The organism is Paenibacillus sp. FSL L8-0333, assembly GCF_037965665.1.
Classification (GTDB): domain Bacteria; phylum Bacillota; class Bacilli; order Paenibacillales; family Paenibacillaceae; genus Paenibacillus_AQ; species Paenibacillus_AQ odorifer.
Map to the genome: position 1 here is coordinate 49,754 of NZ_CP150186.1, position 12,791 is coordinate 62,544.

Annotated in this window: 10 protein-coding genes; 9 read left to right on the plus strand and 1 reads right to left on the minus strand. The window is 46.9% G+C overall.

The features are described 5' to 3' along the window. Positions 1-167 precede the first annotated feature (167 nt). Together glmU and NYE72_RS00240 are read left to right on the plus strand one after the other, a co-directional pair. Positions 168-1,568 carry a bifunctional UDP-N-acetylglucosamine diphosphorylase/glucosamine-1-phosphate N-acetyltransferase GlmU gene (gene glmU / locus NYE72_RS00235; protein WP_036678799.1) on the plus strand — a complete coding sequence of 467 codons (1,401 nt, stop codon included), beginning with the start codon at positions 168-170 and terminating at the stop codon, positions 1,566-1,568. A gap of 87 nt (positions 1,569-1,655) precedes the next feature. Continuing rightward, positions 1,656-2,609, plus strand: a complete 954-nt coding sequence (locus NYE72_RS00240; protein WP_036678796.1) for a ribose-phosphate diphosphokinase — start codon at positions 1,656-1,658, stop codon at positions 2,607-2,609. A gap of 88 nt (positions 2,610-2,697) precedes the next feature. On the opposite strand, the gene NYE72_RS00245 is transcribed toward NYE72_RS00240, so the two are convergent. After that, positions 2,698-2,898, minus strand: coding sequence for a hypothetical protein (locus tag NYE72_RS00245; protein ID WP_036678792.1), 201 nt, complete (start codon positions 2,896-2,898; stop codon positions 2,698-2,700). 125 nt (positions 2,899-3,023) lie between these two features. Between NYE72_RS00245 and pth the strand changes: the two genes are divergently transcribed. The 7 genes from pth to mazG all read left to right on the plus strand — a co-directional run bounded on the left by pth (position 3,024) and on the right by mazG (position 12,738). Continuing rightward, positions 3,024-3,584, plus strand: coding sequence for an aminoacyl-tRNA hydrolase (pth, locus tag NYE72_RS00250; RefSeq protein WP_036678864.1), 561 nt, complete (start codon positions 3,024-3,026; stop codon positions 3,582-3,584). A gap of 84 nt (positions 3,585-3,668) precedes the next feature. Further along, a complete protein-coding gene (locus NYE72_RS00255; protein WP_036678789.1) occupies positions 3,669-3,899 on the plus strand; it encodes an anti-sigma-F factor Fin family protein in 231 nt (76 codons plus the stop codon). Positions 3,900-4,030: 131 nt separating this feature from the next. Next, positions 4,031-7,555: a transcription-repair coupling factor gene (gene mfd, locus NYE72_RS00260; protein ID WP_038568019.1), complete on the plus strand. Its 3,525-nt coding sequence runs from the start codon at positions 4,031-4,033 to the stop codon at positions 7,553-7,555. Further along, complete coding sequence (locus NYE72_RS00265) at positions 7,542-8,582, plus strand: peptidylprolyl isomerase (protein ID WP_339211057.1); 1,041 nt, start codon at positions 7,542-7,544, stop codon at positions 8,580-8,582. The genes mfd and NYE72_RS00265 overlap by 14 nt, the downstream gene beginning before the upstream one ends. Positions 8,583-8,837: 255 nt before the next feature. Continuing rightward, the gene (gene spoVT, locus NYE72_RS00270; RefSeq protein ID WP_036678783.1) at positions 8,838-9,380 is read left to right on the plus strand and encodes a stage V sporulation protein T; all 543 of its coding nucleotides are present in this window, start codon (positions 8,838-8,840) and stop codon (positions 9,378-9,380) included. 148 nt (positions 9,381-9,528) lie between these two features. Then, entirely contained in the window at positions 9,529-11,211 is a 1,683-nt protein-coding gene (locus NYE72_RS00275; protein WP_339211059.1) for a polysaccharide biosynthesis protein, read from the plus strand. Positions 11,212-11,238: 27 nt separating this feature from the next. After that, entirely contained in the window at positions 11,239-12,738 is a 1,500-nt protein-coding gene (mazG, locus tag NYE72_RS00280) for a nucleoside triphosphate pyrophosphohydrolase (RefSeq protein WP_076099916.1), read from the plus strand. Positions 12,739-12,791: the final 53 nt, after the last annotated feature.

Consider the following 12,791-nt stretch of genomic DNA (forward strand, 5'->3'; position numbering starts at 1 on the left):
AAGCTATTGCTGGTGAAGGATTTGACGACATCTTCGAAAGGCAGCGATAAATGCTTTTCTAACTTGGGGTTTATAGAAAAGAGAACCATGACTTCATGGTTCTCTTTTCTTTTTGCCCGGAATGAGATATATTCAGTAGTGAGTTCAAGAGTAGGAGGTTGGCATTCTTGAAAAGAATGGCTGTAGTACTTGCCGCAGGTCAAGGCAAGCGAATGAAATCTAAATTATATAAGGTGCTGCACCCCGTTTGCGGTAAGCCGATGGTAGGGCACGTGCTTGATACAGTAAAAGCGACCGGATGCCAGCGCACCGTTGTTGTTGTTGGGCATGGCGCAGAGAAAGTTAAGGCCTATGTAGGTGATGGAGCGGAATACGTTCTGCAGGAAACTCAGCTCGGCACTGGCCATGCTGTCAAACAAGCAAAGGATTTACTTGCTGGCGAAGAAGGAACAACTATAGTTATTTGTGGAGACACACCACTCGTAACCACGGAGACCCTGGAAGGACTCATGGCGCTTCATGAACAGCGTAATGCGGCTGCAACCGTATTGACAGCAGTTATGGAAAAGCCTACAGGCTACGGAAGAATTATTCGTGGTGAAGATGGCGGCGTTCTGAAGATTGTAGAGCAGAAGGATTGCACTACTGAAGAAGATGCGGTTCAGGAAATCAATACAGGCACTTATTGTTTTGATAATGCTAAATTATTTGCTGCACTCGAGAAGGTAACGAACAGTAATAACCAGCAGGAGTATTATTTGACTGATGTGATTGGGATTCTTCGTTCACAAGGGGATACCGTACTAGGATATCAGACCCATGACGCAGCTGAGTCTATCGGCGTTAATGATCGTTTAGCTTTGTCCGAAGCGGAAGCCTTTATGCGTCAACGTATTAATCGTAAACACATGCTGGGCGGTGTGACCATCATTGATCCAGCCTCCACTTATATCGGAGCAGATGTAGTTATCGGATCAGATACTACGCTTTATCCAGGAACCATCCTGAAAGGGAAGACTGTAATCGGGGACAATTGTGTGATCGGACCGGCTAGTGAAATCGAAGACTGTCAGATTATGGATGATGCAACGATTAAGCAGTCCGTATTGAATCAAGCTCAAGTCGGCGCACGGACAACCGTTGGGCCTTTTGCCTATTTGCGTCCAGGCTCTGTGCTTGGAGAAGAAGTTAAGGTTGGAGATTTCGTCGAGATCAAGAATGCTACTATTGGTGACGGTTCAAAAGTGTCACATCTTAGTTATGTCGGCGACGCATCTGTAGGTAAGAATGTAAACGTCGGGTGCGGTGCGATTACCGTTAACTACGACGGGTATAATAAATTCAAGACAACAATCGCAGACGATGCCTTTATTGGCAGTAATGTTAACCTTATTGCTCCAGTTACTGTGGGCAAAGGGGCTTTTGTTGTAGCAGGTTCGACAATTACACGTTCCGTTTCCGAGAACGATCTGGCTGTAGCTAGAGTAAGACAAGAGAACAAACCGGGATATGCAGAGAAGATCCGTTCCCGTGCTAAAGCGAAGAAAGACCACTCGAGTCCATCGTAAAGCGTTGCTAAGAAGCGCCGGACGGACTTATATTTCCGCGCCGGCGCCTTTGGAAAGCTAAATTCCGTCACGGAGGGTTTATATTTTATGACTTATTGTGATTCCAAGTTAAAGATTTTCACCTGTAACTCCAATCCTAAGCTAGCTAGTCAAATTGCTGATTACATCGGGATTCCGATGGGTGAATCACACACCACAAGTTTCAGCGATGGAGAAATTCAGGTCAAGCTGTCAGAAAGCGTTCGGGGATGTCATGTTTATATTGTTCAATCCACTTGTGGCCCTGTAAATGATAACCTGATGGAGCTTTTGGTTATGGTAGATGCGCTTAAACGTGCCTCTGCAAAAAGCATCAACGTGGTTATCCCTTACTACGGATATGCCCGTCAAGATCGTAAAGCCCGTTCCCGTGACCCCATTACCGCTAAGCTGGTAGCCAATCTAATTGAAAAGGCTGGCGCTCACCGTGTAATTACGATGGATCTTCATGCCATGCAGATTCAAGGATTCTTCGATATTCCAGTGGATCATTTGCTTGGTGTACCGATTCTGGCTCAGTATTTCCGTTCCAAACAAATCGAGAACCCAGTTGTCGTATCGCCGGATCATGGCGGTGTAGTACGTGCAAGAAAGCTTGCTGATTTCCTAAACGCTCCGCTGGCTATTATAGACAAGCGTCGTCCAGAACCTAACGTCAGCGAAGTTATGAACATCATCGGTAATATCGAAGGCAAAACAGCCATCCTGATTGATGATATCATCGATACCGCTGGAACTATCGTACTTGGTGCTAATGCTTTGATGGAAGGCGGCGTGAAGGAAGTATACGCATGCTGTACACACCCAGTATTGTCTGGTCCTGCACACGAGCGTCTGGAGAATTCTCCAATCAAAGAAATTATCGTGACGGATACCATTCCAATTCGCAGCGCGAATCCAACCTCTAAGCTCAAGGTGTTGTCCGTGGCTCCACTTATGGGTGAGGCAATTATCCGCGTTCATGAAGAGTTGTCGATTAGTAAATTGTTCGAGATTGAATAAATATAACGAATGAATAGTACAAAAGGGTTACACCTCCGTTCTCGGAGATGTAACCCTTATCGGCGTGCTACAGGTAGAACTACTGGATTCAATATCCGGGGCGGGAGACAAAGGTGAATAAACTGCGGTTATAGAGTGTCCCTTGTAGCTCCACGAAAGCTTCGTCTACCGCTGTTAATACACCGATATCAATATGCACGTCGCCCTTATATATTTCCACGGGTACAGCATATTGGATGTGGTACTGAAAATGGCGTTGATGTGTCAATAATTCGCCTTTGTGCGGCATGGGTTATCACCTGTCTTCGGAGTATAATTTCGCTCTGGTTGCACAGAGATATGTAGATTAGATCTATTGTACCAAAAATGGACTCCTCTTGCCGGAGAGCCCGAATGGAAAGGAAAGGTTCGATAATGAAATGGATTGTCGGATTGGGAAATCCCGGAACACAGTACGCGAAAACAAGGCATAATGTTGGCTTTATGGCTTTGGATGAGCTTGCCGCCCAGAACGGAATTGCCTTCAACCAGAGCAAATGTAAATCCGTCATCGGTGAAGGGGTCATTGGTGGCGTCAAAACCGTATTGATTAAGCCCATGACCTTTATGAACTTGTCCGGTGAGGCCGTTCGCGCTTATATGGATTATTACAAAGTTCAACTTGAAGATATGATCGTCGTTTATGATGATTTGGATACAGAAATCGGAAAAATCCGTTTGCGTTATCAAGGAAGCGCTGGTGGACATAATGGAATTAAATCCATCATCCAGCATGTAGGAACACAGAATTTCAATCGGGTACGAATGGGTATTTCTCGTCCTGAGCCAGGTTTTGCTATTGTCGATTATGTACTTTCTACTTTTCCTAAGAAGGAAAGCGATCCGCTTAAGCAAATGATCCTTAATACTTGTGATGCACTGGAATACAGCTTACAGCATTCATTCGAGCAGACGATGGCTAAGTTCAATGGTTAATCTGTAAACCCTGTTGTTTTTAAGGCTAAAGATGAAGCTGCCCGGACATACTGAAGGTATATAGTACCTTCAGGAGGCATATAGATGGCAATAAACTATGTTTGTAGGCACTGTAAGACATCTCTAGGCAGTATTAATAGAAGTGATGTTACAGAAATGCAGTTGGGCCTTCATTCCTTGACCCCTGCGGAGCGCAGAGATATAATAGCGTATAATTCAGAAGGTGAAATCACGGTAAAGGTTACTTGCGACTATTGCAAGGAGGCTTTAGAGAACAATCCGGAGCTTAGCCTGCTGACAAGTCCGCTTCAGTAAGGTGGAAGCGCCTGTCTCTATCGTCATCCGCAAGCCTTGGCGTTACAGCTGAGGCTTCTTTTCGATTCCAATCATAATAGGTGACGGTGGCTACGCCACCGTTAGCCTGTTTAGTAAGAGAGGTGCGCCTGTTGTTACAAGGTCTTATAGAAGCTTTTTCCAAGGATCCCGATTTCCAGTCTATCACCCATGGTGTTGCTGCAGGTATGAAAGAGCAGCTCATTTCGGGGCTTACAGGTTCTGCTAGACAGATTATGCTTGCAGCATTACATGAAGAGACAACTCGTCCCTTACTTGTAGTGACTCATAATATGTTTTCGGCCCAGAAGATGGCCGATGATTTGCAGGAAGCGCTTTCTCCTGACCGGGTTCTGCTCTATCCCGCCAATGAACTAGTGGCTGCAGAAGCGGCTGTATCAAGCCCAGAGACACTGGCTCAGCGTATAGATGTGCTGACCAAATGTGCTCAGGGCTTCCGTGGTATTGTTGTAGTTCCTTACTCAGGAGTGCGTAGATTGCTGCCAGCCCCAGAGGTTATGGCAGAGGCACAAGTCACCGTTTCCCAAGATGGAACGCTTGCTCTGGATGAATTTTTGATGTCCATGATTGAAATGGGCTATGAAAGAGTAGAGCGGGTTGAAAATCGTGGTGAACTGAGCGTACGGGGTGGAATAATTGATTTTTATCCAATGACATCTCCTTTGGCTTATCGGGTTGAGTTATTTGACGATGAGGTTGATTCCATAAGAACTTTTGATCCAGTGGATCAGCGTTCTATTGATAAGGTACGTAGTGTGAAGATTACACCGGCTAAAGAGATTATAGCTAGTAGATTGCGCCAGGAATCTGCTTCTGCTGAAGCCTCAGCTATGATGGAGCGACAGTTGGAGAAGATGGCGGATCGCCAGGCGAAGCTCAGGCTGCGGGAAGAAATTGGCCGTGAGCTGGAAATGCTGCGGGAAGGTACTTATTTCCCGGAGATCTATAAATATATCAGTCTTTTATATCCTGAACGCTCTCATTTATTTGATTACATGGCCCAGGATACCATTCTTATTCTAGATGAGCCGACAAGACTGCTCGAAACGGCGAGACAGCTTGAACGGGATGAATCGGAATGGAACCTGCATTTGCTGCAAAACGGCAAATCTTTACCGGATCTAGATCTCTCTGTCGATACGGATGTTGTTATGTATCAGCGCCCGTTCCAAAGTCTGTTTATGTCAATCTTTTTACGTCAGGTTCCGCATATTCAGCCTCAGAACATTCTTGGATTTATCAGTCGTGGAATGCAGGATTTCCATGGCCAGATGAATGTGCTGAAATCGGAGATGGAGCGTTGGCAGAAGTCCGGTGTTAAGGTAATGATGCTTGCGAGCAGTGAGGAACGGATTGAACGAGTGCGCAGAGTTCTTTATGATTACGGCATTAACGAGCCGATGATTGTACAAGGAAATCTGGGTTCTGGTTTTGAGCTGCCCTCTATTCATCTAGCAGTTATAACTGAGGGGGAAATGTTCTCTCAGAAGCAGCGGAAGGCACGGAAGATTTCCAAAGGAATAGATAATGCTGAACGGATCAAGAGTTACACAGAGCTGAAAATCGGTGATTATGTCGTCCACCAGAACCATGGTATCGGAAAATATATGGGAATCGGCACGCTTGAGGTCAGCGGTATTCACCGTGATTACATGCATATTCTGTATGCTGGCGGCGATAAGCTCTCAGTTCCGATTGAGCAGATTGACCTGATTCAGAAATATGTCGGTTCCGAAGATAAAGAGCCGAAAGTATATAAGCTAGGCGGCAATGAATGGACACGAGTCACCAATAAGGTTCGTTCCTCCGTTCAGAATATTGCTGATGATTTGATAAAACTATATGCTGAGCGCCAAAGTGCCGCAGGATATGGTTTTGAAAAGGATACACAGGAACAGCATGAATTTGAAGAAATGTTCCCTTACGAAGAGACCCGAGATCAGCTTCGGGCTATCGAAGAGATTAAGAAGGATATGGAACAAAACCGGCCAATGGACCGATTGCTTTGCGGTGATGTTGGATATGGTAAGACTGAAGTGGCTATTCGGGCGGCTTTTAAATCAGCGATTGAAGGTAAACAGGTGGCGGTGCTAGTCCCGACAACGATTTTGGCTCAACAGCATTATGAGACCTTCCGGGAACGTTTCGCTAATTACCCGCTTAATATTCAGGTCTTAAGTCGTTTCCGCAGCCGTAAAGAGCAGAACGAGACGATTAAAGGCGTTAGGGCAGGAACTGTCGACGTAGTTATCGGTACACATCGTCTGTTATCTCAGGACCTTGTATTCAAGGATCTGGGGCTATTAATTGTGGATGAAGAACAGCGTTTCGGCGTAACTCATAAAGAAAAGCTGAAAAAGCTGAAAACGAATGTAGACGTTCTTACGCTGACTGCAACTCCAATTCCTCGTACGCTACATATGTCGATGCTCGGAGTGCGGGATCTGTCTGTCATTGAGACCCCGCCAGAGAACAGATTCCCTGTACAGACGTATGTAGTGGAGCATAGCCAGACCCTTACGCGGGAAGCTGTAGAGCGGGAATTAGCCCGCGGTGGTCAAGTCTATTATCTCTATAATCGTGTGCAGGGCATTCAAGAAATGGCTGCTCAAATCTCTATGCTTGTTCCTGAGGCTAGAGTTGGCATCGGACATGGTCAAATGTCGGAATCTGAGCTGGAGAAGACCATTCTCGATTTCCTTGACGGAGAATACGATGTGCTCGTCAGCACAAGTATTATTGAGACGGGCGTAGATATTCCGAACGTTAATACACTTATTGTGCATGATGCGGATAAAATGGGCTTGTCTCAGCTCTATCAGCTGCGTGGACGTGTAGGCCGGTCCAATCGGATCGCTTACGCTTATTTCACGTATCAACGGGACAAGGTTCTGACAGAGGTTGCAGAGAAACGTCTGCAGTCTATTAAGGAATTTACGGAGCTGGGCTCTGGTTTCAAAATAGCGATGCGAGATCTGTCTATTCGCGGTGCGGGTAACTTGCTGGGTGCAGAGCAGCATGGCTTTATCGCATCCGTGGGGTTTGATCTGTACTCACAAATGCTGGCGGAGGAAATTCGTAAGCGTAAGGTTACTGTGCTTGGGGAGGAAGATACATCCCTGAAAGAAGGCAATACAGTCATTGATTTGTCGATTGACGCGTATCTGCCGTCAGAGTATATTTACGACAGTATCCAAAAAATTGAAATTTATAAAAAAGTGGCGGCAGTAACCTCCTTCGATGATGCTTCCGAGCTTGAAGATGAGCTCTTGGATCGGTTCGGTGAGTTACCTGAAGCCGTGGTGAATCTACTATCGGTCGCTCGTTTGAAAGTGTATGGAAAAATGTATGGCATTGATTCCATGATTAGACGCGGAGATGATGTTACCTTGAATTTCTATGAGGGAAGTCTCGGCGCTTTAGACACAGCGAAACTCGCCAAAGTTGGAAATAGCTTCGAAAGACGTGTACAATTTGATAGGGATGCGAAAGCCAGTATCCGGGTCAAATCGAAAGATTTAAGTGATAAACAGCTGCTTGACTTGCTTGAACAGTTTCTTAAGGAAGCTAAACAGTCTTTTAAATCGAAGGGAGAACTACACAATGTCGTTAAATAAAACAAAATCATGGAAAGTGCTGCTCGTTTCATTGGCAGCGGCAGTTTCCTTTTCTATGCTAGCAGCATGTGGAAATAGTGCTGATGATAATCAAGCTGTAGCCACTTATAAAGGTGGAACGATTACACAAAAGGAATTCGCAATGGATCAAAAAATCATGAAATTCCTATCTCCACAACAAGCGCAATATTTAGAGATTGATGCGTTTAAGGAGTCCATTCTGAAGCAAGAAGTGGGCTTTGAATATTTGGCTTCCCAAGCAACGGATGAAGCGAAAAAGCAAGCGGAGAAAGAAGCCGATACTCAAATTGCAAGCATTAAGGAACAATTGGGCGATACCTATAAGAAGACACTGAAAGATGCTGACGTTACAGAGAAAGATATTCGTACTTATATGGAGCGTGTGCTGACAGTTTATCAGGATATGCTGCTTAAAGTGACTGATGATCAAGTTGTCAAAGAATTCGAAGCGACTAAAGGCGACTTTACGGTTGCCACACTGCGTCATGTGCTAATTGGTCTGACAGATGCAGACAACAAAGAGCGTACCAGCGAAGAAGCGCTTAAAATAGCGAAAGAAGTTAAGGCGAAGCTGGATGGCGGTGCTGATTTCGCAGCCATCGCTAAGGAATATTCTGACGATACTGGCTCTAAAGAGGCAGGCGGAGAATATAAAGATAAAGCTGTAGGCACTTATGTGGATGAGTTTAAGAAGGCTGCTCAGACCTTGCCTCTAAATACCATCAGTGATCCTGTAGAAACTTCTTACGGTTACCACATCATCAAGGTGGAGTCCCGTACAGACAAGACTTTTGACCAGTTAACGGATGAGCAAAAAGAAGGCATTAAGAGCTCAATTGTATCCAAGAACCTAGAAACGTTCATGGAAAAGGATCTGGAAGGCATTATTGAGAACATCAATCTGCCAAAAAGCTCTGCTGCCGCAGATGAAACCGGAACAAATAGTCGAACAGAAGCCACTACAGCTCCAAGCGCATCACCAAGTGCTACAGATGCCGCTGAATAAACATCGGTAAATATGGACAAGCTTACCTTAGAAAAGCCATCTTCACTTAAAGTGAAGATGGCTTTTTATTTCGCAGAAACGGCTGTAGAACTACCTTTATCTTGATGCAGATATTAATACATGTCAGCTTATGTATAAGGATCTGGGAAGAGATGAATACTATGGTCAGATATTACGATAAATCACTGGGATTATCCTTTCCCATAATGGACAGTAGTAAGACCATACTTCTTAAGAAAGCGGGGCACATGTGAAATGAAAGCTACTGGAATTGTTCGCCGTATTGATGACCTCGGACGCGTGGTTATTCCCAAAGAAATTAGACGTACTCTTCGTATTAGAGAAGGAGACCCACTGGAAATATTCGTCGATCGGGACGGTGAAGTCATTCTCAAGAAATATTCTCCGATTGGTGAGTTGGGTGACTTTGCAAAAGAGTACGCGGAGTCATTGTTCGAAGGTACTGGGCACATTACGATGATTGCTGATCGTGACACCTTCATTGCCCTTGCAGGCGGCTCCAAAAAAGATTATTTGGAGAAACAGGTGGGAGTGCTGTTGGAGAAAGTCATGGACAGCCGTAAGACTGTGTTAGAAACCAATGAAGGCAGTTATGAAATCGCTAAAGATCATCCGGATTTGGTGTCCTCATATGTAGCCTCACCGATCATTTCCGGTGGAGATCCTATTGGTTGTGTAGTGATGGTGAGCAAGGATGATTCGGCGAAGATGGCGCAAATGGAAATAAAAATGGCCGAAACGGCTGCCGCTTTCCTGGGCAAACAAATGGAGCAGTAATCTTAATTTAGACCCCGGTTTCCTTTTGGTAAGATATACAAAGGGCAAACGGGGTTTTGTCGTTTACACAAAACCGTTTCTACTTGTGGGCATACATAAGTTATAATATAGAAATTCATCCCATCAAAGTTGTAGAAGCAGGTATTATATGAAATCCAATACACAAACATCACGATTGCTGCAAGGCGCATTTATCCTTAGTGCCGCGGCCATTATCTCAAAGCTTATTGGCACACTCCAAAAAATTCCGCTGCAAAATCTAGGCGGAGATGCTGTATTTGGTATATACAACACAGTGTATCCCTTGTATACGATGCTGTTAACAGTAGCTATGCTAGGTCTGCCTGCGGCGATCTCCAAATTTGTCGCCGAAGCTTCGGCTGGGAGACGCGATGAAGAAGGCCGGCGGATTCTATTATTATCTGCGCTAATTACAGGCATCAGCGGTTATGTTATCGGCGCCATCACCTATGTAGGTGCACCCATCATTGCCGAATGGGTAGGTAACTCACATGTAATGCCTGCCTTGCGGACAAGCGCCTGGGGTTTGGCAGTTGTCCCTGTCATGTCGGCCATACGCGGGTATTTTCAGGGGCTGCATAATATGGTTCCTACTGCCGTGTCACAGATTGTAGAGCAGTCTGTACGGGTTACAGTGATGATTGTTCTTCTTTTATATCTCACTTCGCAGGGAGCAGGAGCTGAGAGCATCGCTGCTGGCGCGCTGCTTGGTTCTGCCGGAGGGGGAGCCGCAGGGCTTGTAATTATGCTGCTGTACTTGAGACGTCACCGCCGGAGGGTAAAACAGGAAGCTGCTGCTGAAGTAGCTGCTGCTGTCGAAAGTCAGCGTGTAAGAGCGCTGGATGCAGGACATGGACTAGGTTCCAAGCAAGGGTTCATGGGCATTAAAGCAGGTACACTGCTGGCTTATGGAATTCCCGTAATGCTAGGTGCACTGGCTATGCCTCTTATCGGTCTTGTAGATGTATTCACTGTGCCTCGACTGCTGTCGTCTGACGGAAGTGAAGTAGCTGCGATGGCCCAGTTTGGTGTGTACAATCGGGGTTTGCCACTTGTGCAGATTATAACGATGATTGCCACCTCACTGTCGGTTGTGTTCATTCCAGCTTTGGCAGAGGCGAAGTACAAGGGAGATATGAAGCTGATTGAGACCCGCTGCAGCTTGTCGCTGCGTTGGTTCTGGCTGTTGGGTCTAGCGGCCTCAGCGGGCCTTGCAGTGCTTGCTGAGCCGATTAATATGGCTCTTTACGGCGATACCGCTGGCAGCAGCACAATGACTTGGCTGGCTTTTACCGCTGTTGGCGGTACAGTCAGCATCATCTCTGCTGCGCTCCTGCAGGGCCTCGGCTACGTGCGCGCCCCGGCCCTGCACCTTTTGGCCGCCGCGCTGCTCAAGGCGGCCCTGAACCTGCTGCTGGTTCCGCAGCAGGGCATTACCGGCGCGGCCATCGCTGGCGTGGCTGCGCATTCGTTCGCAGCAGCGCTTAACGTGCTGCTGCTGTACCGCCAGGGCCATCTGCGGCTTCGCCTCGCAGATGCCCTGGCACGGCCCGCGCTGCTCACAGCGGGCCTGGCTCTTGCCGCCGCAGCTGCCAGCTGGGGCACTGGCGCCGCGGCTACGGCCGCTGGCATCGGCGGCGGACGCACCGCCAGCTTGGCGCAGAGCCTGCTTGGGGTGCTCGCAGGCTGCGTTATCTTTGCCGTAGGCGCGGTGGTGCTGCGGCTGCTCAGCGAAAGCGAACTTCGCCAGCTTCCGGGCATCGGCCCGTCTCTGGCGGACAAGTTCAAAAAGCTGTGGTTATTTCCATAATTAACTCGCTTAAAAGGAGGAACACATATGAGTGCAACATTAACAGTTGTTGGTCTCGGGTCAGGTAATCCCGATCGCCTGACACTAGGAATTATAAAAAAACTGAAGGCAGCATCCGTTGTATACGTTCGTACCCAAGAGCATCCAGTCATGGCTGCTCTCACCGAGCTTGAAATCGCCACGCAATCCTTTGATGGACTGTATGAAACATTATCTTCGTTTCCTGAGGTCTATGCGGCAATTACTTCAAAATTGATTGAAGAGGCTCGCTCTGCCGCAGACGGTACAGATATTGTCTATGCGGTTCCGGGGCATCCCATGGTTGCAGAGTCAGCTGTTTCACAGCTGCGTCAGCGTTGCCCGGAAGAAGGAATAGAACTGCAAATATTAGGCGGGGAGAGTTTTCTGGACGAGGCGTTTGTACGACTGGGGTTTGACCCTATTGAAGGGTTCCAGTTATTAGATGCTTCAGGCATTCGCAGCGCTCAGCTTCAACCTGAATTGCATACTCTGATTGGCCAGGTTTATGACAGCTTTACAGCTTCGGAGACAAAGTTATGTCTGATGGAGCTATATCCGCCGGAATATGAAGTGGTGGTGGGTCATGCCCTTGGCGTGGAGAACGAAGAAAGCATTGTGACTGTTCCTCTATACGAATTGGACCGGCTTGAGGGTTATGGCAATTTGTCTCTGGTCTATGTACCTGCGAATCGTGATGAGAAGCTAAGAAGTCGTACTTTCGCTCGCTTGCATGAGATTGTCGATATTTTGCGCAGTCCGGACGGTTGTCCGTGGGATCGGGAGCAGACTCATGAATCTTTACGTAAAAATCTAATCGAAGAAACCTATGAAGTGCTTGAGACGATTGATGAGGATGACCCAGACCATATGAAAGAGGAGCTGGGCGATCTTTTGCTGCAGATCATGCTGCACTCCCAAATGGAAGAGGAGCTTGGCACGTTTAACGTATTTGACGTCATAGAAGGACTGAATGATAAGCTTATCTTCCGCCATCCTCATGTATTTGGTGACAAGAATGCGAATGACGCTGAAGAAGCTCTGATCAATTGGGAGGGCATGAAGGCAGAGGAGAAGCGGCGGAAAGGCGTAAAGCCCGAGGAACTATCCGTACTCAGTGGAGTTCCGCGTGATTTGCCTGCTCTTATGAAGGCGTACAAGCTTCAGAAAAAAGCATCCAAGGTGGGCTTTGATTGGGACAACGCTACGGATTGCTTAGCTAAGGTTCGTGAAGAAATAGAAGAGCTGCAAGAAGCCATCGATACTGACGCAGCCGCGGAGGATCAAATCCTGGAGCTGGGCGATCTATTATTTGCTGTTACCAATGTTGCCCGATTTATTGGTGCAGATCCGGAAGAAGCTTTAACCCGGACCAACCGCAAATTTGTGCGTCGGTTTCAGTATATCGAGCAAAGTCTGCGAGCCAAGGGTGTGAGTGTAGAGGATAGCAGCTTGGAAGAGATGGAAGAGTTGTGGCAGGAGGCAAAGACTGAGGAACGAAAAGTATAGTGATTTTCTCAGACTATGTACGGTATACGGACCTTAAGATGAGGCAATGCTGT